This window comes from Priestia sp. YIM B13486 (assembly GCF_042787865.1).
Taxonomy (GTDB): Bacteria; Bacillota; Bacilli; order Bacillales; family Bacillaceae_H; genus Priestia; species Priestia megaterium.
This window is the reverse complement of the sequence record NZ_JBHZOZ010000004.1, coordinates 105598-131144: the sequence shown is the minus strand read 5'-3', so window position 1 is coordinate 131144 and position 25547 is coordinate 105598. Positions and strand designations below refer to the sequence as shown.

General features: G+C 37.9%; 28 protein-coding genes. 22 read left to right on the top strand and 6 right to left on the bottom strand.

Annotated elements, in window-relative coordinates; translation table 11 throughout:
* Nucleotides 1-7 precede the first annotated feature (7 nt).
* Nucleotides 8-361: a DUF4181 domain-containing protein gene (locus tag ACFX4G_RS12680; protein ID WP_377575126.1), complete on the top strand. Its 354-nt coding sequence runs from the start codon at nucleotides 8-10 to the stop codon at nucleotides 359-361.
* A 37-nt stretch (nucleotides 362-398) separates the two neighbouring features.
* Here the strand turns inward: ACFX4G_RS12680 and ACFX4G_RS12675 are convergent, their stop codons facing one another.
* The 3 genes from ACFX4G_RS12675 to ACFX4G_RS12665 form a co-directional block, all read right to left on the bottom strand.
* Nucleotides 399-1331: an aldo/keto reductase gene (locus tag ACFX4G_RS12675; RefSeq protein ID WP_013055741.1), complete on the bottom strand. Its 933-nt coding sequence runs from the start codon at nucleotides 1329-1331 to the stop codon at nucleotides 399-401.
* A 185-nt stretch (nucleotides 1332-1516) separates the two neighbouring features.
* A complete protein-coding gene (locus tag ACFX4G_RS12670) occupies nucleotides 1517-2239 on the bottom strand; it encodes a suppressor of fused domain protein (RefSeq protein WP_223268931.1) in 723 nt (240 codons plus the stop codon).
* Nucleotides 2240-2378: 139 nt separating this feature from the next.
* Nucleotides 2379-3089, bottom strand: coding sequence for a M50 family metallopeptidase (locus ACFX4G_RS12665; RefSeq protein ID WP_053486909.1), 711 nt, complete (start codon nucleotides 3087-3089; stop codon nucleotides 2379-2381).
* A gap of 203 nt (nucleotides 3090-3292) precedes the next feature.
* Here ACFX4G_RS12665 and ACFX4G_RS12660 point away from each other — a divergent pair, with 203 nt between their 5' ends.
* The 13 genes from ACFX4G_RS12660 (at nucleotide 3293) to ACFX4G_RS12600 (ending at nucleotide 15576) form a co-directional block, all read left to right on the top strand.
* Complete coding sequence (locus ACFX4G_RS12660) at nucleotides 3293-4492, top strand: amidase (RefSeq protein WP_377575122.1); 1200 nt, start codon at nucleotides 3293-3295, stop codon at nucleotides 4490-4492.
* Nucleotides 4489-5373, top strand: coding sequence for a fumarylacetoacetate hydrolase family protein (locus ACFX4G_RS12655; RefSeq protein ID WP_237074581.1), 885 nt, complete (start codon nucleotides 4489-4491; stop codon nucleotides 5371-5373). The genes ACFX4G_RS12660 and ACFX4G_RS12655 overlap by 4 nt, the downstream gene beginning before the upstream one ends.
* A gap of 197 nt (nucleotides 5374-5570) precedes the next feature.
* Nucleotides 5571-6551 (top strand): UDP-glucose 4-epimerase GalE, encoded by a 981-nt coding sequence (gene galE / locus ACFX4G_RS12650; RefSeq protein ID WP_377575119.1) that lies wholly within the window; start codon nucleotides 5571-5573, stop codon nucleotides 6549-6551.
* A 230-nt stretch (nucleotides 6552-6781) separates the two neighbouring features.
* Nucleotides 6782-6964, top strand: a complete 183-nt coding sequence (locus ACFX4G_RS12645; protein ID WP_377575116.1) for a DUF3973 domain-containing protein — start codon at nucleotides 6782-6784, stop codon at nucleotides 6962-6964.
* A 205-nt stretch (nucleotides 6965-7169) separates the two neighbouring features.
* Nucleotides 7170-7559 carry a PepSY domain-containing protein gene (locus tag ACFX4G_RS12640; RefSeq protein ID WP_176584945.1) on the top strand — a complete coding sequence of 130 codons (390 nt, stop codon included), beginning with the start codon at nucleotides 7170-7172 and terminating at the stop codon, nucleotides 7557-7559.
* 243 nt (nucleotides 7560-7802) lie between these two features.
* Complete coding sequence (locus ACFX4G_RS12635) at nucleotides 7803-8486, top strand: hypothetical protein (RefSeq protein WP_013055749.1); 684 nt, start codon at nucleotides 7803-7805, stop codon at nucleotides 8484-8486.
* A complete protein-coding gene (locus ACFX4G_RS12630; protein ID WP_013055750.1) occupies nucleotides 8479-10092 on the top strand; it encodes a DUF6792 domain-containing protein in 1614 nt (537 codons plus the stop codon). The genes ACFX4G_RS12635 and ACFX4G_RS12630 overlap by 8 nt, the downstream gene beginning before the upstream one ends.
* On the top strand, nucleotides 10093-10455 hold the full coding sequence (locus ACFX4G_RS12625) for a hypothetical protein (protein ID WP_055989245.1): 363 nt from the start codon (nucleotides 10093-10095) through the stop codon (nucleotides 10453-10455).
* A gap of 106 nt (nucleotides 10456-10561) precedes the next feature.
* Nucleotides 10562-11260, top strand: coding sequence for a hypothetical protein (locus ACFX4G_RS12620; protein ID WP_013055752.1), 699 nt, complete (start codon nucleotides 10562-10564; stop codon nucleotides 11258-11260).
* The gene (locus ACFX4G_RS12615) at nucleotides 11257-11934 is read left to right on the top strand and encodes a hypothetical protein (RefSeq protein WP_377575113.1); all 678 of its coding nucleotides are present in this window, start codon (nucleotides 11257-11259) and stop codon (nucleotides 11932-11934) included. The genes ACFX4G_RS12620 and ACFX4G_RS12615 overlap by 4 nt, the downstream gene beginning before the upstream one ends.
* 254 nt (nucleotides 11935-12188) lie before the next feature.
* Nucleotides 12189-12323 (top strand): hypothetical protein, encoded by a 135-nt coding sequence (locus ACFX4G_RS12610; protein ID WP_255255738.1) that lies wholly within the window; start codon nucleotides 12189-12191, stop codon nucleotides 12321-12323.
* Between the two features lie 281 nt (nucleotides 12324-12604).
* On the top strand, nucleotides 12605-13378 hold the full coding sequence (locus tag ACFX4G_RS12605) for an EAL domain-containing protein (RefSeq protein WP_165575489.1): 774 nt from the start codon (nucleotides 12605-12607) through the stop codon (nucleotides 13376-13378).
* Nucleotides 13379-13602: 224 nt separating this feature from the next.
* Nucleotides 13603-15576, top strand: a complete 1974-nt coding sequence (locus ACFX4G_RS12600; protein WP_097824162.1) for a sensor domain-containing diguanylate cyclase — start codon at nucleotides 13603-13605, stop codon at nucleotides 15574-15576.
* 23 nt (nucleotides 15577-15599) lie between these two features.
* Here ACFX4G_RS12600 and ACFX4G_RS12595 read toward each other — a convergent pair whose 3' ends face one another.
* Nucleotides 15600-15914 (bottom strand): winged helix-turn-helix transcriptional regulator, encoded by a 315-nt coding sequence (locus ACFX4G_RS12595; RefSeq protein WP_057239017.1) that lies wholly within the window; start codon nucleotides 15912-15914, stop codon nucleotides 15600-15602.
* A gap of 289 nt (nucleotides 15915-16203) precedes the next feature.
* On the opposite strand from ACFX4G_RS12595, the gene ACFX4G_RS12590 reads away from it, so the two are divergent.
* Nucleotides 16204-17055, top strand: coding sequence for a GRP family sugar transporter (locus ACFX4G_RS12590; RefSeq protein WP_014461263.1), 852 nt, complete (start codon nucleotides 16204-16206; stop codon nucleotides 17053-17055).
* Between the two features lie 62 nt (nucleotides 17056-17117).
* Nucleotides 17118-17903, top strand: coding sequence for a glucose 1-dehydrogenase (gene gdh / locus ACFX4G_RS12585; RefSeq protein WP_097824161.1), 786 nt, complete (start codon nucleotides 17118-17120; stop codon nucleotides 17901-17903).
* A gap of 159 nt (nucleotides 17904-18062) precedes the next feature.
* On the opposite strand, the gene ACFX4G_RS12580 is transcribed toward gdh, so the two are convergent.
* Complete coding sequence (locus tag ACFX4G_RS12580) at nucleotides 18063-19025, bottom strand: bile acid:sodium symporter family protein (protein WP_377575108.1); 963 nt, start codon at nucleotides 19023-19025, stop codon at nucleotides 18063-18065.
* Between the two features lie 201 nt (nucleotides 19026-19226).
* On the opposite strand from ACFX4G_RS12580, the gene ACFX4G_RS12575 reads away from it, so the two are divergent.
* The 3 genes from ACFX4G_RS12575 (at nucleotide 19227) to ACFX4G_RS12565 (ending at nucleotide 21235) form a co-directional block, all read left to right on the top strand.
* Nucleotides 19227-19427 carry a DUF3311 domain-containing protein gene (locus tag ACFX4G_RS12575; protein WP_013055761.1) on the top strand — a complete coding sequence of 67 codons (201 nt, stop codon included), beginning with the start codon at nucleotides 19227-19229 and terminating at the stop codon, nucleotides 19425-19427.
* Entirely contained in the window at nucleotides 19424-20887 is a 1464-nt protein-coding gene (locus ACFX4G_RS12570) for a sodium:solute symporter family protein (RefSeq protein WP_377575105.1), read from the top strand. The genes ACFX4G_RS12575 and ACFX4G_RS12570 overlap by 4 nt, the downstream gene beginning before the upstream one ends.
* A gap of 87 nt (nucleotides 20888-20974) precedes the next feature.
* Entirely contained in the window at nucleotides 20975-21235 is a 261-nt protein-coding gene (locus tag ACFX4G_RS12565; protein WP_377575102.1) for a hypothetical protein, read from the top strand.
* 20 nt (nucleotides 21236-21255) lie between these two features.
* On the opposite strand, the gene ACFX4G_RS12560 is transcribed toward ACFX4G_RS12565, so the two are convergent.
* Nucleotides 21256-21411 carry a hypothetical protein gene (locus ACFX4G_RS12560; RefSeq protein WP_013055763.1) on the bottom strand — a complete coding sequence of 52 codons (156 nt, stop codon included), beginning with the start codon at nucleotides 21409-21411 and terminating at the stop codon, nucleotides 21256-21258.
* Between the two features lie 311 nt (nucleotides 21412-21722).
* Between ACFX4G_RS12560 and ACFX4G_RS12555 the strand changes: the two genes are divergently transcribed.
* From ACFX4G_RS12555 to ACFX4G_RS12545, 3 genes are all read left to right on the top strand, one after another.
* A complete protein-coding gene (locus ACFX4G_RS12555; RefSeq protein WP_377575099.1) occupies nucleotides 21723-23030 on the top strand; it encodes a sensor histidine kinase in 1308 nt (435 codons plus the stop codon).
* 1 nt (nucleotide 23031) lies between these two features.
* Nucleotides 23032-23955 (top strand): response regulator, encoded by a 924-nt coding sequence (locus tag ACFX4G_RS12550; protein WP_377575096.1) that lies wholly within the window; start codon nucleotides 23032-23034, stop codon nucleotides 23953-23955.
* 216 nt (nucleotides 23956-24171) lie between these two features.
* Nucleotides 24172-25443, top strand: a complete 1272-nt coding sequence (locus tag ACFX4G_RS12545; RefSeq protein WP_028407730.1) for a cation:dicarboxylate symporter family transporter — start codon at nucleotides 24172-24174, stop codon at nucleotides 25441-25443.
* Nucleotides 25444-25547 lie beyond the last annotated feature (104 nt).

Below are 25547 nucleotides of genomic sequence, written 5' to 3'. Positions count from 1 at the left end.
GATGACGATGTATATATTGATCATGCTAGTAGCAGCAGCAGTCTTAGTAGATTTTATTTTAAGAAAAGTGCTTGATATACCTCGCAGCAAATTTTGGGGTAAATATGAGTATGAAAGTCTAGCTTTAGGACGATGGGATAAATATGTGACGATAGCTTTTGTTCTTTTTCTAGTACTCGATATGATCTTTATGTTTGTCGAGCCTTATATCGTGTCTTGCCTATTTTTAGTTGCGGCTATTTTGCTGAAAGGTATAGATGAATGGAAATATAAACAAGAAACCAAAGAGTACATAACAAGCTTTGTACAGATAGGATTCTTCCTTACGGCTTTTGTTCTATTAACCAGCGGAATTGTATAGAAAAAAGAGCTTTACCTATGGCAAAGCTCTTTTTATGTTATTTAAAAATATGATCAATGTCTTTAATTTCCGAAGAAGTGAGCTGAACATCTAATGTTTTTAAGTTATCAAGTACTTGATCAGCGCGTTTTGCCCCCGGAATTAATACATCAATTGAATCGCGCGTTAAGTACCAAGCCAGAACAAGATGAGCTACTTCTACGCCTTTTGCGCTAGAGATTTGACGAAGACGCTCTACTTTTTCTAGATTTTGCTGAAATGCTTCCCCGATAAAATGAGGCATATCTTCGCGCAAGTCATTAAACTTTGTGTTTTTATCGTATTTCCCAGCAAGTAAACCAGCAGCTAGCGGGAAGTACGGAATAAATGAAATGCGGTTTGCAGCCGTATAAGGTAAAATATCGTTTTCTGCTTCTCTTTGAATTAAGTTATATTGCCCTTGCACCACGTCTACATAACCATCTTTATTTGCTTCTTTTAACTGATCTAACGAGAAGTTTGATACGCCAATAGAACGGATTTTTCCTTCATCTTTTAATTCTTTTAACGCACCGACCGCTTCGTCTTTTGGTGTGTTTTTATCAGGGAAATGAATATAATATAAATCGATATAATCTGTTTGAAGGCGTTTTAAGCTATCTTCAACCGACTGTTTTAAAAACGCAGGAGAGTTGTCTAGCAGTACCTCATCTCCAACAATTTTATGTGCTCCTTTTGTGGCGATAACCGCTTCTTCACGATTTCCACGTTCTTTTAGCACTTCACCAATTAGTTCTTCAGAGCGTTTTGGACCATAAATGAACGCTGTATCAAGGAGGTTTATGCCATTATCTAGCGCCTTATGAACAAGGTCCTTGCCGACTTCTTCGTTTAGGTTAGGATATAAGTTATGTCCTCCTACAGCGTTTGTTCCAAGTCCAATAGGATTAACATATAATTCGGATTTTCCAATCTGTACTTTTTCTGCCATGTCTAACGTCCATCTCCTTTTTTATATCTTCTTTTTTACTATAGCAAAATATACCATGAATCAAAAATAGTACGCTCATATCAAAAGCAGCCTTAAAAAAGTATTGGAACTAGAGCTTCATATAAATGACGCTTATATTCTATAGGGCTTCGTCTTCAGCGGCAAAAATAAAAAAAGAACCTCTTTTAAATAAGAGACTCTCTTTTGGTCAGGGTAATATGATAACTTTTTGACAGCTGAAATGTTTCAGCGAGCTGCCTGCGTCCTTGCGCTCCTTGTTCGCGTACATACTCTAATTCGTTTGGTGTAAGAAGCTTCATGCTAATCAGTTTAATAGATTCGTAAGGTAAAGAGAGGCTAGCTGAAACAGAAGGAGACTGAACGCCTAGCAATACACCAATTTCTCCATTTTCATTTACAAAATGAGACGGTACGTCCAAATCAGTAAATTCAATTGAAAGAATATCGTGCTTCATGAATAGTTCTAGCATATTAGGATGAGCGGCAGCATTTTGACTCATTTGATAAAGAAGGTCAAATGCCCAGTGATCCTGGATATCAGATAAAGGTCCGCGCAGAGATTCATCATCGCATTCGATATAGAATTCTAATCCTTTTCCTTGCTTTCGGCTCTTTTCTTCGGGGGATTGAAACGGATCGGACAAGCCGTCGCTTGCGAGAATAACCGTCTCTGTTTTTTGAACACGAATAAATGTTTGACGTCCAGATGGCCAAGCAGGTCCGCCAAAAAACATGGGATTTAACAAATGAGTTAATACGTCTCCGTCTACATGTCCAATTGTGTTCCAGTAGTCTTTTCTTTTTGAGATTGATTCCTCAAGAACACGCTCTACTTCTTTTTCCTGCTTCTTTTGCTTCCACTTTAAAAATAATGACAAGTATCCCACACCTCTTTACGACTTCATAGTACCCAATATATACCTCATTAAGGGAACTCGTAAACCATTATTTAGTGCATGAAAGTAAATTATTCCTTTAAATTATAAAATTCCCAAAGTTTTCTTAGGAGAGCATAGTATTTTGTCTTTAATAAATCAGGTGAAAAATCAAATAAGCCACATACACGGCCTGTGCGAAGAATAACAAACCCCAAAAGCGTGCTGAAAGATGGGTCAGCTGCTTTAAACTAGTAGCGTCACCTGCATCGTTTGGATATTTAATACTTAATACAAAGATAATAAATGCAGAAAATAGAGATTCTACAAGCAACAGCGCACCAACAAACATCATACTGTAGCGCATAAGCTGTGGATCTTGCAGATAATAGATGCCTCCGAGGATCAAACCGATAGAAAAAAGCCACACAATTCCGTATCCGTTACGTACCCAAAGCAGTAAATTAATAACAACAACACTTCCTAGCCCGTAAAAAAGCCAGTCGTAGTGATGGTGAACGAGCAGGTAGAAAAACAAATAAGCCATTGCTGAGCTGAACGGGTAGCCGGCTAAAGCAATAATGACGCGCGGCAGCCATCCACGGGATCCCGCGTAGGTGGCAGTCACAGCTACACCTTCATTATTGGTATAAAGCTCAATGCGATTGACGCCTTTTCCCACAATAAGCCCCATTAACGCGTGGCCATCTTCATGAAACATCGTATTTAAATTTGAAAAATAACGTCCAATATGCCGAAGCAGCTGATTAATGCTAGGAGCAAATGAACCTATAAATGGAATGCCTCTTGTTAGCACAAAAGCTAATAAAATAAATAAGAAAAGCGTAGTAGATTGTTCCATCGCGATAGTCCTTTTCGTAAAATGATATGTTTCTACTTTACTCGCAAACGTGCTAAAAGGGAAATAAAACGGCTAGTTTCTCTAGGGAAAGGGAAGCTGGGAGATCTACATAATATTAATGTTAACAGACCTGACACATTCATTGACCAGCTTATTCCAAATTTTATATTCTAAACAGATATAAGAAATGAGGAGATGGTTGAATGAAAGATACGTGGAACGCATTTGTAGACAGTGATCTTTACGTACCTCCGACGGGAACGGGAATGTTAAATAACTTGAATTTTGCGTTAAAAGACGTATTTGATGTACAAGGACATATATCAAGTGCAGGAAATCCGGATTGGCTCGCCACGCATCAGCCTGCAAGCGAACATGCAGACGTAGTAGCTGCTCTTTTAAAAGAAGGAGCTGCGCTAAAGGGAGTTACGCATACTGACGAGCTTATGTACGGATTAAATGGAGAAAACGCGCATTACGGAACACCGGTAAACCCAAAAAGCGCAGATCGAATTCCGGGAGGTTCTTCAAGCGGATCAGCGGTTGCTGTCGCAGCGGGAATAACTGATTTTGCGATTGGAACAGATACGGGAGGATCGGTTCGAATTCCTTCAAGCTACTGCGGTATTTTCGGGTATCGTCCTTCTCACGGACGCATTTCTACAAACGGTCTGATTCCACTGGCTCCTAGCTTTGATACAGTTGGTGTAATGGCTAGAGACGGCCACACTCTGCAAAAAGTAGGAGCGGTTTTATTGAATTCAGCGTCGCGTGCTAATGGATTTACACGGCTGTATGTACCAACAGATGTGATGGAACTTGTGGATGAACAAAGCATGCGAGCTCTTGCGCCCTCTATTAACCACGTAATGGAGTCTTTTTCTACTATAGAAGAAATAGCGATTGCTCCTCAGGGTTTTTCTACATATATGGAAACTTTCCGTTTGCTGCAAGGAAAAGAAATCTGGCAAGCGCACGGAGAGTGGATTCAAAAAGAAAATCCAACCTTTGGAGAAGACATCGGAAGCCGCTTTCAATGGGCCAGCACTCTTACATTATTAAATATGAATTATATAGAAGAAAAGCGTCGTGAACTTCGCTATTTTATGTACTCACAGCTTGGAGAAGAAGGAATATTAGTACTTCCTACAGCTCCAGGACCCGCGCCTGTAAAAGATGCAAAAGGACCGGAATTAGAAAACAGAAGATTGCGAACACTTCAAATGACGTGTATTGCCGGCCTGAGCGGTCTTCCCCAAGTTACGATACCTGCAGGAGAACTAGACGGTTTGCCAGTCGGTTTATCTTTTATTGCAGGATACAACCAAGATGAAAAATTATTAAATTGGGTAAAAGAAAACAGCCGTCGTATCATTCAAGCATCGGTAAGGAGCGTATCATGAAGTTAGTAAATATAATAGAGCAAGGGAAAGAACAAGCAGCTATTTTAGATAATGACAGCATTATGCTTATAGAAGATATCAATACTAAATATTTAACAAACTGGTCTACAACAATTTGGGATCTTATTCAATATAAAGAACTTCGCCACCTTGAAACATGGTACGCCCATAATAAATTTGGTATGAACAGCTCTTTTCCCGTACTACACTTGCAGGGCAGAAAAACAGCTCCTATCATTAGTAATCCGTCGAAATTATTAGGCATTGGATTTAATTATGCGGCTTCTGAAGAAAAACTAAAAGACTACGACCGTGCCATTGATCCAGTTAGTTTTTTAAAACCCGCAACCGCCATTATTGGACCAGATGACAGCATTCGTATTCCAAAGCAGTCCTACAAAACAACGGCTGAAGCGGAACTAGCGGTGGTAATCGGCGAAACGTGTAAGGATATAGAGCCAGATGAAGCCATAAACGTAATTGCTGGTTATACGTCAGCAATTGACGTAACCGCAGCTGATATTCATGCGGCAAATCATCGTTACTTAATGCGAGCGAAAAGCTTTGATACATTTTGCAGTATAGGCTCAGAATTTATCACAAAAGAAAGTATATCAAACGTAAAATCACTTCAAGTGCGCACATTGCTAAATGGAGACATGCAGCATGAAAATACAGTGTCTAATATGATTTACGACATCGCATACTGTGTTTCATTTTTCTCAAAAGTCATGACGCTGCATCCAGGTGACATCATCCTCACCGGAACACCGGGACCGGCTGTTATTGAAGACGGGGACTGTATTGAATGTCATATTGAAGGGATGCTTCCATTAAAAAATAAAGTAAAAGATATGAAGAAAGTGCCTCAGCAAATCTAAGAAGAAAACCCGTTGCCTACACGCACGGGTTTTTGAGCAGAAACGAATATCTTCACACTCAGTTCACAATTAGTAGATATACTAATTAAAAGAAACAGCTGCGGTATCATATACTGAAAAATGAAATATTTACAAATGGAAAAGAAACGGGTACGATATCTGTAGCGACACTTAATAAAAAGGAGCTGACTGACAGTATGATTTTAGTCATCGGAGGAGCAGGCTATATCGGAAGCCACCTAGTAAAAGAATTAGTGAAAACAAATGAAGTTGTGGTACTTGATAATCTATCAACGGGTCATCGCTGGGCAACCGATGAGAAAGCGGTATTCGTAGAAGGAAATCTAGGTAATGAGAAAGATTTAGAAAGCGTATTCACAAATCATAAAATTGATGCTGTCATGCATTTTGCTGCTAATAGTTTAGTAGGGGAGTCAGTAACAGATCCTCTTAAATATTATCAAAACAACGTAGCTGCGACGTTAACCCTTTTACAAACGATGATGAAGCACAATGTGAAAAAGTTTATTTTTTCATCTACTGCTGCTACATATGGGATCCCTTCTGTAGATATTATTACAGAAGATACGGCAACAAACCCAATTAATCCGTACGGACGTTCAAAGTTAATGATTGAACAGATTTTAGCTGACTTTGCAAGTGCTTACGATATGGAATATGTGGTGCTTCGTTACTTCAACGCAGCGGGTGCTTACGAAACAGCGGAAATTGGCGAGTGCCATGATCCTGAAACGCACTTAATTCCAATCATTCTTCAGCACCTGCTTGGTGAACGTGAAAACATCTCTGTATTCGGCTCAGACTACGATACTGAAGACGGAACGTGCATCCGTGACTACATTCACGTAACGGACCTAGCAAATGCTCACATTTCAGCGCTTCAAGCACTGTTAGACGGCACGAAGAAAACAGCAACGTACAATCTTGGAAACGGCCTTGGTTACTCTGTAAAAGAAGTGATCGAAACGTGTGAAAAAGTAACGGGTAAAAAAGCGAATGTTGTAATGGCAGACCGCCGCGCTGGAGATCCGGCACGCCTAGTTGCATCTTCTGATAAAATTCACGAAGAATTAGGCTGGAAAGCGCAAATTTCATTAGAAAAAATTATCGCATCAGCTTGGAACTGGCATCAAAACAGCGCAAACGTAACAAAGTAATAAAAAAAGCCTCTTTTCTTTTTGAAAGAGGCTTTTTTATTACGATTAAACTGATTTATGTTCTAAATAATCATTTTGAAAAGCCAGCGGTTTAGCCCATGGACAAGCCTTCTCCTTTCCGGACATTTTCCCTAAACAAGCACGACTTTTGTTCTTTTCCATAGGATGTAGGTAAATATACCATTCAAAACTATCCCCGTTTATAAAATAGTCCGCAAGGAGGTTATGATATGTATTACTGTGTAAGATGCTCCAAATTTCATGACGAACAGGAAAAAGAAAACATCTTTCAAAATGGTTTTTACATTGATCCCTATTTGCTTCAAAAAGTTCATTTAGGCATGTGCGTACACAAATCCCCATCAATCAAACAAATGAGAGCCGTAGAACGAGTCGAAACGAAAAAGATGTAGAATTCACATTCACCAATAAGAAGCTAGATCTAATCAGGTCTAGTTTTTTCAGTGAATAACAGCTTTCTTCAGCTATCTTTCATGTAATATTAAGAGAAATTTAAGACAAGCCCGCTATACTAGTTAGTAGACGTATACATAGGATATGGTACGTTAAGAAATTGAAACAGCAGTCCGTTTTATAAACTAGAAAGGATGGCGTCAAATGATTTCTGAAAAACGATCTCTTTTGTTGAAAGAACAAGCAAAGCTTCTCGCATTAAAAGAATATAAAGGCATTGTCAAATCCATATCGCTGAGTAAAATACTCACTCTTCCTATCTATATAGTAGACATCCTTACGTTAAACGGAGAAGAGCATAAAGTAAAAATTAACGCCCAAACCGGCAGTATTTTGAAAGAAAAAACGATTCCTTTAACTAAAAGCCGTGCAAAAGCATACGCGTTAAGACAGCATAAAGGCATTATTGAATCCGTTGTTCTTGCTAACAAGCAATACGAAATTGTGATTCTTGGCCTTGATGGAAAAACCCACAGCGTAAAGATTGATGCTGAAATTGATGTGCTGGCACAAGAAGAGCGAAGCGTTCAGTAAATGGCCTATATTATGTAATCAACCTCACTTTTTTGAAAGTGGGGTTTTCTTTATTGAGAGAAATCATTAATAAAGCAAGAAACGATTATTTATTTGAAAGAAAGGGTAAGTAATAGTGAAAAATAACCACTTCCTAATTATGGTTCTTTGATTCGTTCTGCTTATGACTCTCCCATTATAAGTATGATAGTATCGAACATGTATAAAACATAGGTTATAACATAACTAAAAGGGTGTGCGACAATGAAAAAACGTACGAAGACCATTATTGCAGTCATTGCAGGAGCTGCTATTTTAATAGGAGGAATATGGATGATAAACGAAAGCCGATACCCAAACGTCCCTGCTTTTGATGATCACTTTACGCGTGAATTCTTAAACAAAGATAAAAAAGTGGACGATGGATTTTATGAATTTAAGTCGAAGACAGGACAGTATACGATGTGGTTTCCGGAGGAGTATCAGTTGTTACATGAAAATGAGCAACAGTATGTAAGGGATGGAGATTTTTATGAAAGATGGAAAGCTTCATCAGTTAAGAATAAAGAAGAAAATCAGTTGAACTATTTACAAGTAAAGTTATCAGAGAGCAATCCTGATGATGAATCTATTTACGTGGAGAGTTTATTTAAAGATGAGTTTGGAGTAAATAATCCTCAAAAGTGGGAAACAGCTAATACACGTATATACTTTGATACAGGATATCTTTATTTTAAGGGAACAGAAGAACATGTTATCTATGATAAAAATAAACATGCTCCCAATACATATATAGCATACGTAGCAGATAAGAATTCTAGTAAAGTAATAGAATTATGGTTCGATGACAGTCTAAATAATCAAGTTGGTAGGGAATCTGACAAAAAAGATTGGTTTGTAAAAGTACTGAATAGTATTCATTTTAAAGAGGGAAAGAAGCATGAATGATAAATGCATTTTAGATGATAGTTTAAGAAATAAAATAACTCAACTTGAATATAAAAACTTATCTAATAAAGAAAAAGAAATTAAAGAGATATACAAAAAACATACAGGGAGAGAAATTCCTAATTTTGAAATTTATAGTAGCTCAGAGATGGGGATTGGAAAAAAGTCTGGATTTGACGGAGCTGCTATTCATTTTTATGATAAACAAAGAAATATTAACGAAGTCTATTATATTTTTAGAGGCACTGAGCCGTCTAAGGACTTTGGAGATGTTGTTTATGATGCTTTAGGTGTTGGGGCTGGAAAAAATAATGCACAGATTAACGATGCAGTAAAGATGTATAAAAAAGTAGAGGCAAATTTAAAAGGCTCTAATGTGAAAGTAAAAAGATATGGCGATGGGCATTCTTTGGGAGGCCACCTTATAGTAACATTGAGCTTGATAACGAAGAATTTTACAGGTGTAAGGGGCCTAAATGATGCACCTGTTAATGTAAAGCAACTAGTGGAGCTTGATCAGACCTTTGCAAGGTACGTGGAGCATCAAGTAGGCAGAGAAAATAAAATATCTGCTAAAAGGCTAACAGAACTAGCCAACATCTACTATGAGAGACAAAAAGCTGCTATCAGCCATACTTGGGTGAAAGGTGAACCAATGCATGCACAATCGTTTCCTGGCAGCTGGTATGCAGGCAATAAAGTAACCATGCTTGGAGATTTAGATACAGAAGAAATGATTAACATTGGAAAATATCCTTTTCAGAAAGAAGCAAAATGGAACCCAGTGTATATGATAGACCAATTTCGCTATAATCTTGGAGTGAAAACGATACTAGGTGGCTTAGGCTTTGCAAATGATCATGTAAAACAGGAAACGTTACTCGACCTTCCTAATAAGAGTGAGCAATACCTTGAGCATATAAAAAAGTATCCTTTTCTCCATTTAGGTGAGATAAAAGCTGGAGTTGCTCTAGGTGCAGCAGGTGGAGTTAATTTACTAACTAGTCCCGGGGGGTTCTCACAGGTTTATAAAGGAATATCTCAAAGAGATCAAGCAAAACTCCACGGAATTAATTATGTTGTCAAATACACAGAAGCTAATGCTATGAAGACGTATTATCAGGTTTTTGATTCAGGATCTCAGGAAGAAATCTTGCTAGATTATGAACAAATGAAGAAGTTTGTTTATTACTGTGCTAATGCCATTAAAGACAAAGAGGCAAACTTAAATGCACTAAAGCAGTATTTACATAGTGAAATTAACGAAGTCTTCGAAGCTAAGAAGAAAAAATTAAAAATGAAAATATCCAGAGAAGAAGCTTCTCCCCAGTCATTTATGGAAAAGGCAGATAAAGACGAAGCTACTCTCGCTTGGTTTGGACAAAAGCGTGTGGCTGAAAAAGTGACGTTTGACAAAACGTTTGATTCGCTAGACGATAGTGTATTTACCCCTGTTGAAGAGATTATTTCTTCTATTCAAGAGGAAGTTACATACTATCAAAAGTTTCTTGAAGCGTTCTTCCAAAATTTCGAGAAGATGATGGAAGCAGACGAATCGGTAGCTTCAGATATTAAAAGCATGAAAGAAGTAGTAGGGGGGATTTAATTGTTTGATTTTGATTTTACACACACAGGAACAACGAGCGGTAAATATACGTTCCAATTTGATAGTGATGACTTTAAGGACGAGCAGGCAAAAAGGATTAAAGAGTTAATTAAGAAGGATCAAGAAGTGAATGAAAAGCTTTGGCATGCTAAAAGCTATTTAGAAAACCAAACGGGTGAGTTTGCTGATGCTGTTAAAAGTAAATTAGAAGCAGCTGAGCGGGGATATACGCTAAGGGCTCAGCAGTATGATACTGGAGCATTTCAGCATATTATGAGTTTTATGCATTCTGTTAAAGATATGCATAAGAGAGAGTACGAAATTCGATATAAAGAATCAATGGATGAAAGTGAATTAACATAAGGGATACTGCTATTCCTCAGACAGTGGTCTGAGGGATTTTTATATGTTGAACAATTTACATTAAGTCCCGTTTATTTCAAAAGAATAATAAAGGGAGTGTATGACCATGAAAAAACGTACGAAGACCCTTCCCGCAATCATTACAGGGGCAGCTATTTTAATAGGTGGAATATGGATGATAAACGAAAGCCGCTATCCAAATGTCCCAGCTTTTGATGATCACTTTACACGTAAGTTCTTGAACAAAGATAAAAAAGTGGACGATGGGTTTTATGAGTTTAAGTCCAAGACAGGGCAGTATACGATGTGGTTTCCAGAGGAGGACCAGCTGTTGCATGAAAATAATCAACAGTATGTAAGAGACGGTAATTTCTATGAAAGATGGAGGGCTTCGTCTATTAAAAAGTATGAAGGTGAAAACCAAATAAACAATATACAAGCTACATTTTCAGAAGCTAGAAAACAAGAAAACGAAGAATTTAGCGTATCAAGTTTATTAAAGAGACGCTTCAATGTCAGTAAACCGGAAAAGCTAGAAACAGATGAAGTTCGAATCTACTATCAATCAGCTTATATCTATTTTAGAGGGACAGATAAATACGTTATAGATGATAAAAGTAAGCATGCTCCTAATACATATGTAGCATATGTAGCTGATAAAAACTCTAAAAAAGTTATTCAGCTATCTTTTGATAGTATTGGTGAGCGTTCAGATAACTCTGAGCCTATAACAGAAGAGTGGTTTATAAAACTTTGTAAAAGCATCCATTTTAATAAGCCAAACAACGGAGATGTAAGAGGATGAAAAAACATACGAAGACTATTATTCTAGTCATTGTAGGAGCCGCAATTTTAATAGGCGGCATATGGGGCATAAACGAAAGCCGTTATCCTAACGTTCCAGCTTTTGATGATCACTTTACGCGCAAGTTCTTAAACAAAGATAAAAAAGCAGCTGATGGTTTTTATGAGTTTAAGTCAAAGACAGGACAGTATACGATGTGGTTTCCAGAGGAGTATCAAGTTCTACATAAATACCGCGAGGATTACACTAGAAATGGCGAATCATATGAAAATTGGTCAGCTGCTTATATTAAACCCTACGAAAATGATCAACAAACGTACGCTATCAATGTTAAATTTTCGGAGAACAACACAAAATCAGAATTAATTTATGTAGAGAGTTTATTTAAAGAACAATTAGGCAGTAAAAAACCTAAACAGTTAGAAACCTCTAATACAAGAATTTATTATGATTCTGCCTATACATATTTTCGTGGTACTAACCAACATATAGTACATGACAGTAAAGGAAATCCACCCAACCTTTATGTCGCATATGTAGCAGATAAAAACTCTGATAAGGTAATCAAATTAATATACGATAGTGTAGGAGAAAATACAGAAACAAATCAAATGGATAGAAAGAAATGGTTTTTGAAAATGCTAAAAAATATTCATTTTAACGAGGGGAAATAGTAGGGGATTTATAGAGAAGAAGAGATAGCGAGTTAAATGAAGAAAGTTATAAGATTTGCTTTAGCTGTTAGTATATTAGCTGTAGGTATAATGTTTTTTTTGTAATGCTTTATAGGGGCTATTATCGTTAATTTTCCAACGAGCGTCTATTTATCAGTACGAGCAATTTGTCTATGATTACAAACTAATGATAAGAGGTTATTGTGCTAAGTATATGGTAAACGTAAATTTCACATATTAGGTGCTTCTAGGGGTTGATTGGAGGGCAAGGCGAAGACTCCTGCGGGAAAAGTGGAACAGGTGAGACCCCGCAGGAGCGTAAGCGACGAGGAGGCTCAGCGGCCGCCCGCGGAAAGCGAAGCCATGCACGGAAATCAACCGCGGTGTAACAAGCAGTCCAGCTCCTTTATCCAATTTGTTTGTTTTAGATGAGATTGAGTCCGCTCTTTTTTGAAACATCCTTTACAGCCTGTCTATCAAAAGCATAAAAGTCTCTAAAACACTTCTTTGTTGCTATCATAAGCCCCCCCCGCAAGTCTCAAAACCCCTAAATCGTCTAATGGAATATCTTACTTTTAATGGACAATTATCTGTTTTTAGGATATATTTTTATAAGTTTAGGTTATGGAAGAAATAGTATATTGAAAATGAAAGGTGATTAAACGAAAGAATGGATGCTCATGTTTTAAAGGAACTGACGTATGAAGACTTTCAGTTTGTATATCAGCCTATTTATGCGTTGAATTCGTGGGAGACGCTTGGTTTTGAGGCTTTGCTGCGCACGGCTTTCGCAAAAGGGCAGATTGAAGAGTTGTTTTCACTGGCAAGACGCCATAATTATTTGTACAAGCTTGATACGATGGCAATTGAAGGAGCGATCAAGCACTTTCCGTTTGATGTGTTGAAATCAGAGGATGTATTTATCAATGTGTTTCCATCTACTCTTCTCCATCCCCATTTTCAACTGTTTTTAACGTATCTGTTGAACACCTATAAAAACGCCAAGCATCGCATTGTATGGGAGTTAAATGAAACGCTTCATGAAAAGATTTTATGGGAATCGCCTGCCCTTTTTGCCCGAGTAATGAGTTTGAAAGAGGCCGGTTTCAAAATTGCGATTGATGATTTTGGAGCAGGGGCTGCAGCGATGAGACAAGTGAGCATGTACGAACCTCACTATATGAAGCTGGATCGAAGCTATGCTGAAGGGCTAGCTGACTGCAAGCAAAAGAAAGATCTGATTGATTTGCTTGTTAACTATTATCCGCATACGAATCTCATTTTAGAAGGCGTTGAACGAGATAAAGATTTAGCCGCAGCGATTTCGTTAAACCTACATGCTGCTCAGGGCTATTTACTGGGCACGCCGCAGTCGATCTCTTCCTACTTAACTTATAATAAGTACCGCAGTTTATTCAGACGAGAAAGGCTGCTGAACTCTTAAACCATACACTTCACTAAATAGATAATTTATCGTAATATGAGAACGGGTAATTAGACTTATATGCAACGCAGATGTCTTGAATTTTTATAAAATTATGTGATTTTGTGCGATTGTTAAAATATTTTAAGGGATAAAGAAGATGTGTTGGCTTGGTAGAATGAGTGAATTGCATATCAAAACAAGACGTTTAGTGAAATTCCAAAGGCAGATGGAGGATATTTAGTATGTATAGTGAAGGGGTATTCCAATTTTATTTTATGAATATGCCGCAGCCTGTTATTTTAATTCAGCAAGAAAAACATCAGCTATATTATAAAGAATGTAACAAAGCAGCTCAGCAATTCTTTGACAAAATGGAAGACAAGATAATCAATAAAGAAGAAAATCTGCTTTTTTACACACTTTGTGAAAAAGCTATTGCCACGAAAGAACCGATTCAATATCAATACATACAGCTTTTTCAGCCCGACCGGCATGCATATGAAGTAACATTTACCCCTCTTTTTAATCAAGCGACAACCCCTTCACATGTCCTTGTCATGGCTCAAGAAATTCATTATAAAAAAACGCAGGAAGAGAGCACGCGCTTACTCGATGCGTTTTTAGAAAATACGGTAGACGCCATTTTAATTGCTGATTGTGATGAGAAGGTCTTAACAGTCAATGGTGCATTTGAAAAGCTATTTCAGTGGAGAAAAGAAGAAGTTATAGGAAAAAGCCGTCAAGAGATGAACATCGTGTCAAAGAAAGAGGAAAAAGAAAACCTTAAATTAATAGCAGAATTAAAAAATGGCAAGACGCTGCCTCCTTATGAAACAGTCAGGTACACAAAAAGCGGCGAAAGCGTGTGTGTCTCTGTCAGCTGTTCACCGATTTATGATGATCAAAATCAACTGGTCGCCTATTCGGTGATTTACCGAGATATCACAGCTATTAAAAGATTAGAATTGGAGCTCATAAAAAGCAAACAGTGGTATAAATCGCTATTTACAAACCACCACCACGCGGTTTGTATGCTGAATTTGAACGGCACGATTTTAAATATAAACAGCGCATTCTTGGAAACGCTGCAGCTTTCTGCAAGCGATGTGCTGCATCAAAATTACCGAGATATTGCTAAAAGACTGGGAGCCTGTAATTACAAGTCTTGGAATGTATATGAAGAAATTAGCTATAGTACAGAACTAACATTCCGCAGAAGTCAACATTCCGCACAGCACGTGTTTATTACCACCATTCCTGTTAAAGTAAATAATCAAACGGTGGGGGCTTATGCAATCTTACACGATATTACGCCTCAAAAAGAAGCAGAAGAACAGCTGGCTTATACGCTGAAAGAGCTTGAAAATATAAAATATGCGCTTGATGAATCAGCTAGCGTTATGATTATAAATGCAAGTGGAATTATTACCTATGTAAATGATATGTATGTACAGTATTCAGGTTATGAAAAAGAAGATTTAGTAGGGAAGTATTATCGAGATGCAGAGCTTCATCATGACCACCATGAGCTGCTTGAAACAATAAAAAACGGAAAAGTATGGCGAGGGCAGCTTGAAATGGAGACGAAGCATCATCAGTCATACTGGGTATCGAAAACAATTGTGCCGTTAAAAGATATAGACGGAAATATTACTCATTATGTATCCATTCACAATGATATTACTGAACAAAAAGCGCTAGAAAATAAACTTCATTTTGAAGCCACTCACGATAGTTTAACAGGTCTTCCCAACCGGGCGATGTTATTAAAAGAGTTAAACAAAGTAATTGAAAACGGGCAGCGGAAAAGCGATGAGTTTTTTGCGCTTTTGTTTCTCGACTGTGATAATTTTAAGCAGATTAACGATGAATATGGCCATCATATAGGCGACGAATTTCTAAAAGCATACACGAAGAGATTAAAAAGCTGTGTACGGAAAGGCGATCGCATTTATCGTTTGGGCGGAGACGAGTTTATCATTATTTTAAACGTAACAAATGGACGGGAAATTGAACAAATTGCTGGGCGGATTCATGTATCTCTTCAGCAAAGTTGGAATGTACGGGGCTATTGTTTACGCACCACAACTACCATCGGAGTGTCTATTTATCCAGAGGACGGGGAATCGGCTGCTTTATTATTAAAAAATGCAGATGATGCGTTATACAAAGGAAAAAGAGAAGGGAAAAATAATTATATCCTCTATCAAACGTAAAAAAAGCCTCACTGGAGGCTTTTTTATTTTATCCATGTTTTTGCCCACTTACTGACGGGCCCTAAGATCATACCAAGCTCTGATCCTTTTTTAGTTAAGATATATTCAATGCGAACGGGACGTTCAGGAATAACGTGCCGGATCACAATTCCTTCTTCTTCCAGCTCTTTCATTCGTTCGGTTAACATTCGTTTACTTAAAGAAGGAATGCTGCTGTGAATTTCACTAAAGCGTTTAGGTCCGCTCATAAGGACATAAATAATTAATCCATTCCATCTTTTTCCTATTATATCGAATGTTTTCCACACTTTTGGACATAAATCATCAAAATCATTCATTGATGTCACCTGCTTTATTGTATATAGGATATTAAAAGTAACCACTGTAATGTTATTATATACTAACATTTGGATAATGAAAAGGCTATCTTTTTTTATTTTCAAAACTTTCAGTAGCTTGGAAACGCTGTATTGTAAAGTATTCAAAAAAAGTCACAAAATCGACATATTATTGTTGACGTATCAAGAAAAAAGGTCTAAGATTGGTTACATAAAGTTACCTAGTTAAATAAAAGGTACTTTAAATTTACAATTACATCAAGAGTTTGAGAAAGAAGGTTAGTATCAAATGGATATCCTTTTGGCTATTCTTCCTGCGATTTTCTGGGGAAGTATTGTCCTGTTCAACGTTAAATTGGGCGGAGGTCCTTACAGTCAAACGCTTGGGACTACAATTGGTGCGCTGATCTTTTCAGCCGTTATTTACTTCGTAGTTCATCCCGTATTGACGCCGCTTATTTTTATTGTCGGAATCGTTTCAGGATTATTTTGGGCAGTTGGGCAAAGTAATCAGTTGAAAACGATTGATTATATTGGTGTTTCAAAAACCATGCCAATTTCAACTGGTATGCAGCTTGTGACGACATCATTGTTTGGTGTTATCGTATTTCACGAGTGGTCAACAACAACAACCGTTATTTTAGGCGTGTTAGCTCTTATTTTCATTGTTATTGGTATCGTGCTAACATCACTAGAAAGCGAAAAAAACCCAGAGCAATCTGGACAATTCAAAAAAGGGATTATTACCCTTATTATTTCAACAATTGGATACTTAGTGTATGTAGTTGTCGCTCGTTTATTTAATGTAGACGGATGGTCGGCGCTATTCCCACAAGCTATTGGTATGTTAATTGGTGGACTTATACTTACTTATAAACACAAACCGTTTAATAAATACGCAATTCGCAACATTATTCCAGGGCTGATTTGGGCAGCTGGTAACATGTTCTTATTTATTTCTCAACCTAAAGTAGGGGTTGCAACAAGCTTCTCATTATCACAAATGGGAATTGTTATTTCAACGCTTGGCGGTATCTTCTTACTTGGAGAAAAGAAAACAAAGCGTCAGCTTATTTCAATTACGATTGGTATTGTGCTCATCATTTTAGGTGGCGTATTCCTCGGAATGGCTAAAAGTTAACGTTTACGTAAAAGTTAATGATAGTATGTATGAATAAATGAAAACACTAGGAGGATTTTATTATGTATACAGATTTAAAAGATAAAGTAGTTGTAATTACAGGTGGATCAACAGGTTTAGGACGCGCAATGGCTGTTCGTTTCGGTCAAGAAGAAGCAAAAGTTGTTATTAACTATTACAACAATGAAGAAGAAGCTTTAGACGCGAAAAAAGAAGTAGAAGAAGCAGGCGGACAAGCAATCATCGTTCAAGGCGACGTAACAAAAGAAGAAGACGTTATAAATCTTGTTCAAACAGCTATTAAAGAATTTGGTACATTAGACGTTATGATTAATAATGCTGGTGTTGAAAACCCAGTTCCTTCTCATGAGCTATCTCTAGATAACTGGAACAAAGTTATTGATACAAACTTAACAGGTGCATTCTTAGGAAGCCGTGAAGCAATTAAATATTTCGTTGAAAACGACATTAAAGGAAATGTTATCAACATGTCTAGCGTTCACGAAATGATTCCTTGGCCATTATTTGTTCACTATGCAGCAAGTAAAGGCGGTATGAAACTAATGACGGAAACATTGGCTCTTGAATATGCGCCAAAAGGTATCCGCGTAAATAACATTGGACCAGGTGCGATGAACACACCAATTAACGCAGAGAAATTTGCAGATCCAGAACAACGTGCAGACGTAGAAAGCATGATTCCAATGGGTTACATCGGTAAACCAGAAGAAGTAGCAGCAGTTGCAGCATTCTTAGCATCATCACAAGCAAGCTATGTAACAGGTATTACATTATTTGCTGATGGTGGTATGACGAAATACCCTTCTTTCCAAGCAGGAAGAGGCTAATAGTTTTAGAAAAAAGAGACATGGCAAAAGCGCCATGTCTCTTTTTCTATACCTAAGTGAATGCCACCCCGCTTTCGGCGTTGGTGGCATTCGCCTAGGTAAAAACTTTTTGGGAAGAGTTAAGGTAGCTTTTTGTACTTCCCTTATAATTTTATTGTATTATCCAGCCATTTTTTTGTTAGAAGAGGGCTGGTTTTTGTCTTTTAGTTTGCTAAAGATAAAGGCAAGAACTGAGCCTGAGATGTTGTGCCAGACGCTGAAGATGGCGCTTGGGACAGCGGCTAGCGGCGAAAAGTGAGTGGAAGCAATGGTGACGCCGAGTCCTGAGTTTTGCATGCCAACTTCCATTGCCACTGCTTTTTGTTTGGCTAGATCCATTCCGCATAAGCGGGCAAAGAAGAAGCCGATTGTGAAACCAAGAATATTGTGAAGAACAACTACGGTAAAAATGATACCGCCTGTTTTAGCAAGCTGGGCTTGGCTTCCTGCCACAACGGCAGATACAATCAAGACAATCGCGACTACTGAAACAAGGGGAAGAGCTTTGGAACTTGCTTCTGCAGCTTTTCCAAAAAACTTTTTGATTGTAAATCCAAGAGCAAGCGGAATGATGACAACTTGTATAATGGAAATAATAAGAGACATGATATCAATATCGACCCACTTGCTTGCAAATAATAAAATGAGAAGCGGTGTAACAATCGGTGCTAAAATGGTTGAAACAGAAGCGATAGCAACTGCGAGCGCAACGTTTCCTCGAGCCAAAAAGACCATTACGTTTGATGATGTGCCGCTTGGACAGCAGCCTACTAAAATAACGCCCACTGCTATTTCTTTTGGTAAATCTAAACCAATCGCCAAACCGAATGCGAGAAGCGGCATAATGATAAAATGTCCCACCACGCCTAGTGCTACTTCTTTCGGTCTTCGAAACACTTCACTGAAATCAGACGCTGACAGCGTTAATCCCATTCCAAACATGACAATTCCTAAGAGCGGAACGATGTACTTTCCAATCCATACAAAATGCTCTGGGAATGAGTAGGCAATAACGGAAATTAGAATAACCCAAAGCGTAAATGTTTTTCCTGCAAATGTACTGATTTTCTCTATTGTTTTCATCTGTACGATACCTCCTGCGAACTATAAGAAGAAATTATACTATTTATTCAGAAAAATGAAAACAGTATTTTTGTAAAATAGTACAGAATATTTTATCTTTTGGAGATTATTTCAGTTTAAATGCAAGCATTCCTTCATTGAATACACGGAATATGTGGTAATATAAAGAAGTTAGTTTTAGAAAGTCGGAGGAGTTTAGTCATGAAATTTATCTATATTTTGTCTGTACTTCCGTTCGTAGGCATATTAGGTTTTCTCCCTTTTGTTAATCGAGTTACTCCGTTTGTTCTCGGTATGCCGTTCAATATGTTTTGGATGGTGATATGGGTGGTGCTTACGTCCATTATTTTAGGGGTTATGTACAAGCTTGATCCCAGAAATCGGGAAGGGGAAGAAGAATGAATAGTGCACTTATTATTATTTTACTATTTTTAGTGGCAGCTATTTTTCTTGGCATACGATCAACCAAAGGCAAGGATATGAACTTGGAGCAGTGGACGGTAGGCGGACGCGGTTTCGGGGCTGTTTTAGTGTTTGTGCTGATGGCCGGAGAAATCTACACAACGTTTTCGTTTCTAGGCGGAAGCGGATGGGCTTATGGAAAAGGAGCTCCTGCATTTTATGTGTTAATTTATATTAGCTTATCATATGTCTTATCATACTGGCTTCTTCCTGTTATTTGGAAGTATGCAAGAGATCATAAGCTCGTCTCGCAGCCTGATTTTTTTGTAAGCAAATATAAAAGCCCTTACCTTGGTGTGCTTGTAGCTGCTGTAGGAGTGATTGCTGTCATTCCTGTTATTGTTGTGCAGTTAAAAGGATTGGGGATTATTGTATCACAAGCATCATACGGTGCCATTTCAATGCCGGCAGCCATTTGGATGGGAGCTATCAGTTTAACGCTGTATGTTATGATATCCGGTATCCACGGTTCTGCATGGACGGCCGTTATTAAAGACATTATGATGCTTGCTGTGATTGGATTTTTAGGCATTTATTTACCTTTTCATTATTACGGAGGATACGGTCCGATGTTTGAAGCGGTGAATACAGCGAAGCCAGGGTTTTTAAAGTTTCCTGAGCAAGGATTAAGCGTCTCGTGGTTTATTTCGACCGTTATTTTACTAGTACTTGGTTTTTATATGTGGCCGCAGGTTTTTAGTTCAAGCTATACAGCGAAAAATGCAAAGGTATTTCGTAAAAATGCAATCATTAGTCCTCTTTATACGCTGATGCTGCTCTTTGTATTTTTTGTTGGATTTGCAGCTATTTTAAAAGTTCCTGGTTTAAGCGGAGGAGACGTGGATCTTGCGCTATTACGGATCTCAATTCAAACCTTTGATCCTTGGTTTATTGGAATTATAGGAGGAGCGGGGTTGCTGACAGCGCTTGTGCCGGGATCGATGCTGTTAATGAGTGCGTCAACGCTGCTGGCGAAAAACATATACAAACCGTTTGCGCCTCAGGCAAGCGAAGCGCGTATTGCTCGTTTAGCGAAAAGCTTTGTACCGGTTGTGGCTCTCATTTCCGTTTACTTTACCCTAAACGGAGGAACGACGCTGTCAACAATTATTTTAATGGGCTATAGTCTAATGACACAGCTGTTTCCATCTCTGCTTTTCAGCTTGAAGAAAAATAACTTTGTAACGAAACAAGGAGCAGCGTGGGGGATTGTTGCTGGAATTATTGTAGTAGCCTATATTACAATCAGCGGATCTACTATTGGTACGTTATTTCCATCACTGCCTCAGCAAATGAAGGATATCAATGTCGGATTTATTGCGCTGCTTGTCAACTTTATCGTAATGTGGGCAGTCAGTATGTTCACAAAGCACAACGAGGCTGGGACAAAAGTATGTTAGACGAAGTGAAAAACGAACCATTGATCAACACGTTTGATTAGTGGTTCGTTTTTTTTTGTTAGGGTCAACGTTAGACCCTTCTAGCAGTTGATTGGAGGGCAAGACGAAGACTCCTGCGGGAAAAGCGGAACAGGTGAGACCCCGACCCCACAGGAGCGCAAGCGACGAGGAGGCTCAGCGGCCGCCCCCGGAAAGCGAAGTCTTGCGCGGAAATCAACTGCGGTGTCACAAGCGGTTCAGCTCATGTCATTATGTCTCAGCCTCGTTTTTTCTAATCAAACAGTAAAGAGCCAAAGGAATAGGACCATCCTTTGGCTCTTTACGTGGCTTTTAACCGGTAATTTGTAAAATTTCCTACATCAACTGATTTACGCTAAAGCGGGAACTCGGTCGTTATAGTAAATAACTTCCGATAGGATCTTACACCCTTTAATCTCCTGAAACGTCTTTTTCGCCTCTACCTCTGATTCAAATTCAAACATAGTCGGACTTTGGTTTTTCGAGTAAACGGTAATGATCCACATTGTAAAATAAGCTCCCCCTATAAAATAATAGTTTTCCTTTTTAGTGTAGCTATCAGGTGATGTAATAATAATTGAATAGTTGTGATACAGCCTCACATTTTAAAAGGTACTTCTACTATACAACAAAAATTACAAAATAAAACAAGAAAATCTAAAAAACTACAGAGAATAATGAAAGAGAATAAATAACTGTTTATATATGGGCTATATTTATAAATGGAAGTAGGAATGTAAAAAAATATAGAGAAGAGCGATTGTCTTTTAGATTGCTAAACTATATACTTATGTTCAAAAAGTGCAGGAAGTGAACGATGAAAGTTGATACGGTAGTAAAAAAAGATGTTTTACTCATTCTGGTGATGATAGTCGTTGTGCCGCTAGCAGGAGAGCTTAAATATTATCCTTTTCATGATACGTATAGAGTTAGCTTTGCTGTGCCCATTTTTTTCTTTTCACTGCTGCTTTTAAGAAAGGTATCTCCTGTAATACCAGGTATTTTAGTTGCGAGTGCTATAGTGGGCTTTCGGATGTACCTTGACTGGTATAACTACGAATCATTTGATTTTCTGCATTCTTTGCAGATCAGGTGTTCAGCGGGGATTTATTATCTCATTTATGCCATTTCTTTTTCGTGGTTTAAAATTAACGATTTTCATTCAAAGCCTTGGATTATTGGCATATGGAGCATCATCATCGAAACGGTTTCAGGCGGGATGGAATTGCTTTGTATGTATGTAATGGTTCATCATCATATTGTGTTTCCGGAGTTCATGCAGATTTTTATTGTAGGCGTCTTTCGAAGTTTCTTTGTTTTATGCCTATTTAGCATGATCAAACTTTACGAGGGGCAGCTGAGAGAACGACAAATCTCTCAAAAAAATGATCAGCTGCTTGTTGTGCTTTCAAATTTATATGAGGAATCCATTCATTTGAAAAAAACGCTGCAGGACGCTGAGAGAATTACGAAAAAGTCGTATGATTTGTATGAAGAATTACACGAAGCGGATATCCACCAGCTTACTTCACTGCACGATTTTAGCCAAAAAGCATTACAAATTGCAGGGGAAGTACATGATATTAAAAAAGACAACCAGCGGATATCAGCAGGATTGTCCAAGGTCATTACAAAAGAAGAATTTTCTGAGTATATGGAAATCCAAAGTCTGCTTCAAATCGTGATGCGCAGCAACGAAAAATATGCGGCGATGTTAGCAAAAGATATTCATTTTTCATATTCGATTTTAGGAGAGCATCCTCGCTATCACGTGTACTTGTTTTTATCATTAATTAATAACCTAGTAACGAATGCGGTCGAAGCGATTGAAAAAGAAGGCACGATTATTATCGATGTATGTCGAGAAGAAGACCGCATTTTATTGTATGTAAGAGACAGCGGTCCCGGAGTGAAAAAAAGGCATGAACGTCTCATTTTTAAAGCGGGATTTACATCCAAATATGCAAAGGACGGAACGCCTTCTACGGGTCTTGGGCTTGTCTACGTTAAGCAAATGACCGAGCAGCTGGGAGGGAATATTCAATTTGTTAATCTGTCTCCAAGCCCCGGTGTTCAATTTGCTATAGATTTACCTATTTCTACGTTAATGGGGGATAAGGACTAATATGCGATTTTATATCATAGATGATGACGAAGTCTTTCGTTCAATGTTAGCCGAAATTATTGAAGATAACGATCTAGGGGAGGTTATAGGACAAGGAGAAGACGGGATCGTGTTAAACGATCAAGTTTCTTTATTGCAGCAGATCGATATTTTATTTATTGATTTATTAATGCCGGTTCAAGATGGAATCGAAACCGTGCGCAAAATAAAGGATAGTTTTAAAGGGAAAATTATTATGATGTCACAGGTAGAAACGAAAGATTTGATTGGAAAAGCCTACTCGCTTGGCATTGAATACTATATCACGAAGCCGCTTAATCGTATGGAAGTACTCATGGTCATTCAAAAAGTAATTGAACGAATTCATGTTCAACAATCAATGGAGAAAATTCAAGAATCGTTAAATACCGTACTTAATGTAGGAAATCAGCAAAAAACGCCTTCTTTTGGTAAAAAAGAAAGCGATCCGGTAGAAGCGTGCAGGTTTCTTTTAAGAGAACTTGGGATTTTAGGAGAAAGCGGAAGTAAAGATTTGATTGAAATCATCAATTACTTGCATCAAACGGAAAAAAGCACGATGTATGAACAGCATTTTCCTTCTCTCAAAGAAATTTTTGAGAAAATTACCGTGAGAAAGCTTGGTTCATCTTTTTCAGAAGACGTGCTGCAAAAAGAAATGAAAGCAGCCGAGCAGCGAGTAAGAAGAGCTATTTATCAGTCTTTAAATCATTTGACCTCTCTTGGTATGGTTGACTTCTTTAATCCTAAATTTGAAAATTATGCTTCTAAGTTTTTCGATTTTTCAATGGTGCATCAGCGCATGAGAGATATAGAAAAAGGCACGGGAAAAAGCAGCACTCCGAGTCGTATAAACGTAAAAAAATTTATTCAAATGCTCTATTATGAAGTCAAACAAACGCTGTAGTAAAAAAACTACAGCGTTTTCATTTTGTAATTTTCTAAAAACTTTTTGTTAGTTTCAGTAGGTTTTTGTTAGATTTTGTGATGCCTATGATAATGTAATCTTATGAATAAAAGAACTACTTAATAAACAGTTCTTAATTGAATTGTATCTGTTGAATACATTAAGTGCAAATAAACAGCTTTGAGCTGTTAGAAAAAAGAAGGAAGGTGCAAAGATATGTTCAAAAAGCTTGGATTAGCAGGACAAATTCTAATTGGTTTGATTGCAGGTATTATTGTAGGGGCTATTTTTTACGGAAATCCTAAAGCAGTTGAAGTGCTGCAGCCAATTGGAGACGTATTCATTCATTTAATTAAAATGATCGTGGTGCCGATTGTTATATCTAGTATCATTGTGGGCGTTGCGGGTGTTGGTGATATTAAGAAGCTTGGTAAATTAGGCGGAAAAACAATTCTTTACTTTGAAATCATTACAACGGTTGCGATTGTTGTAGGCTTATTAGCAGCTAACTTGCTTCACCCTGGTACTGGTGTGGACCGCAGCGGTCTTGAAAAATCAGATATCAGCAGCTACACATCAACGGCAGAAGCTACAGAGCAAAAAGGATTTGTAGAAACATTTGTTCACATCGTTCCAACGAATGTATTTGAGTCAATTGCTGCAGGCGACATGCTGCCAATTATTTTCTTCTCGGTCCTATTTGGACTTGGAATTGCATCAATCGGTGAAAAAGGCAAGCCGGTTTTAAGATTCTTTGAAGGTACGGCAGAAGCGATGTTTTGGGTAACGAATTTAGTTATGAAGTTTGCACCGTTTGGCGTATTTGCATTAATCGGTGTAACCGTATCAAAATTTGGACTAGCGTCTCTGATTCCGCTTAGTAAGCTTGTAATTGTTGCTTACGGCACAATGATTTTCTTTGTGTTAGTTGTGCTAGGACTTGTAGCTAAATGGGCTGGCGTTAACATCTTCCACTTATTAAAAGTGCTAAAAGATGAATTGCTATTAGCATTTTCAACTGCAAGTTCAGAAACAGTATTGCCGCGTATTATTGCGAAAATGGAAAAGTTCGGATGTCCTAAAGCAATTACATCTTTTGTTATTCCGACGGGATATTCGTTTAACTTAGACGGATCTACTCTTTATCAAGCGCTTGCTGCGATTTTTATCGCGCAAATGTACGGTATTGATATGAGCATCACACAGCAAATTTCACTGATATTAATTTTAATGGTTACATCTAAAGGAATTGCAGGAGTTCCGGGCGTATCGTTTGTTGTACTGCTTGCAACGCTTGGATCTGTAGGACTTCCGGTAGAAGGGCTTGCATTTATCGCTGGAATCGATCGTTTGTTAGATATGGGACGTACAGCGGTAAACGTAATTGGAAACTCACTTGGTGCGATTGTCATTTCGAAGTGGGAAGGGCAATTTAACGATAAAGACAAGGAAGCTTATATTAACGAAGTAACAAAAAAAGTATCGTAACAACAAAGAGTCTGGTACAAAAGCATTGTAGTTGAAGAAAGATCCGAACGATTATTCGTTCGGATCTTTTTTATATTGATGTAGATTTTATCTGTGCAGTTGCT

Excerpts from the sequence above, each read along its gene's own strand:
- ACFX4G_RS12550 (WP_377575096.1), top strand. The coding sequence starts at position 23,032 with ATGCGATTTTATATCATAGATGATGACGAAGTCTTTCGTTCAATGTTA.
- ACFX4G_RS12630 (WP_013055750.1), top strand. The coding sequence starts at position 8,479 with ATGAATGATAAATGCATTTTAGATGATAGTTTAAGAAATAAAATAACT.
- ACFX4G_RS12675 (WP_013055741.1), bottom strand. The coding sequence starts at position 1,331 with ATGGCAGAAAAAGTACAGATTGGAAAATCCGAATTATATGTTAATCCT.
- ACFX4G_RS12615 (WP_377575113.1), top strand. The coding sequence starts at position 11,257 with ATGAAAAAACATACGAAGACTATTATTCTAGTCATTGTAGGAGCCGCA.
- ACFX4G_RS12560 (WP_013055763.1), bottom strand. The coding sequence starts at position 21,411 with ATGTGGATCATTACCGTTTACTCGAAAAACCAAAGTCCGACTATGTTT.
- ACFX4G_RS12570 (WP_377575105.1), top strand. The coding sequence starts at position 19,424 with ATGAATAGTGCACTTATTATTATTTTACTATTTTTAGTGGCAGCTATT.
- ACFX4G_RS12595 (WP_057239017.1), bottom strand. The coding sequence starts at position 15,914 with ATGAATGATTTTGATGATTTATGTCCAAAAGTGTGGAAAACATTCGAT.
- ACFX4G_RS12580 (WP_377575108.1), bottom strand. The coding sequence starts at position 19,025 with ATGAAAACAATAGAGAAAATCAGTACATTTGCAGGAAAAACATTTACG.
- galE (WP_377575119.1), top strand. The coding sequence starts at position 5,571 with ATGATTTTAGTCATCGGAGGAGCAGGCTATATCGGAAGCCACCTAGTA.
- ACFX4G_RS12620 (WP_013055752.1), top strand. The coding sequence starts at position 10,562 with ATGAAAAAACGTACGAAGACCCTTCCCGCAATCATTACAGGGGCAGCT.
- ACFX4G_RS12655 (WP_237074581.1), top strand. The coding sequence starts at position 4,489 with ATGAAGTTAGTAAATATAATAGAGCAAGGGAAAGAACAAGCAGCTATT.
- ACFX4G_RS12660 (WP_377575122.1), top strand. The coding sequence starts at position 3,293 with ATGAAAGATACGTGGAACGCATTTGTAGACAGTGATCTTTACGTACCT.
- ACFX4G_RS12665 (WP_053486909.1), bottom strand. The coding sequence starts at position 3,089 with ATGGAACAATCTACTACGCTTTTCTTATTTATTTTATTAGCTTTTGTG.
- ACFX4G_RS12555 (WP_377575099.1), top strand. The coding sequence starts at position 21,723 with ATGAAAGTTGATACGGTAGTAAAAAAAGATGTTTTACTCATTCTGGTG.
- ACFX4G_RS12680 (WP_377575126.1), top strand. The coding sequence starts at position 8 with ATGTATATATTGATCATGCTAGTAGCAGCAGCAGTCTTAGTAGATTTT.
- ACFX4G_RS12590 (WP_014461263.1), top strand. The coding sequence starts at position 16,204 with ATGGATATCCTTTTGGCTATTCTTCCTGCGATTTTCTGGGGAAGTATT.
- ACFX4G_RS12545 (WP_028407730.1), top strand. The coding sequence starts at position 24,172 with ATGTTCAAAAAGCTTGGATTAGCAGGACAAATTCTAATTGGTTTGATT.
- ACFX4G_RS12635 (WP_013055749.1), top strand. The coding sequence starts at position 7,803 with ATGAAAAAACGTACGAAGACCATTATTGCAGTCATTGCAGGAGCTGCT.
- ACFX4G_RS12600 (WP_097824162.1), top strand. The coding sequence starts at position 13,603 with ATGTATAGTGAAGGGGTATTCCAATTTTATTTTATGAATATGCCGCAG.
- gdh (WP_097824161.1), top strand. The coding sequence starts at position 17,118 with ATGTATACAGATTTAAAAGATAAAGTAGTTGTAATTACAGGTGGATCA.
- ACFX4G_RS12575 (WP_013055761.1), top strand. The coding sequence starts at position 19,227 with ATGAAATTTATCTATATTTTGTCTGTACTTCCGTTCGTAGGCATATTA.
- ACFX4G_RS12605 (WP_165575489.1), top strand. The coding sequence starts at position 12,605 with ATGGATGCTCATGTTTTAAAGGAACTGACGTATGAAGACTTTCAGTTT.
- ACFX4G_RS12645 (WP_377575116.1), top strand. The coding sequence starts at position 6,782 with ATGTATTACTGTGTAAGATGCTCCAAATTTCATGACGAACAGGAAAAA.
- ACFX4G_RS12640 (WP_176584945.1), top strand. The coding sequence starts at position 7,170 with ATGATTTCTGAAAAACGATCTCTTTTGTTGAAAGAACAAGCAAAGCTT.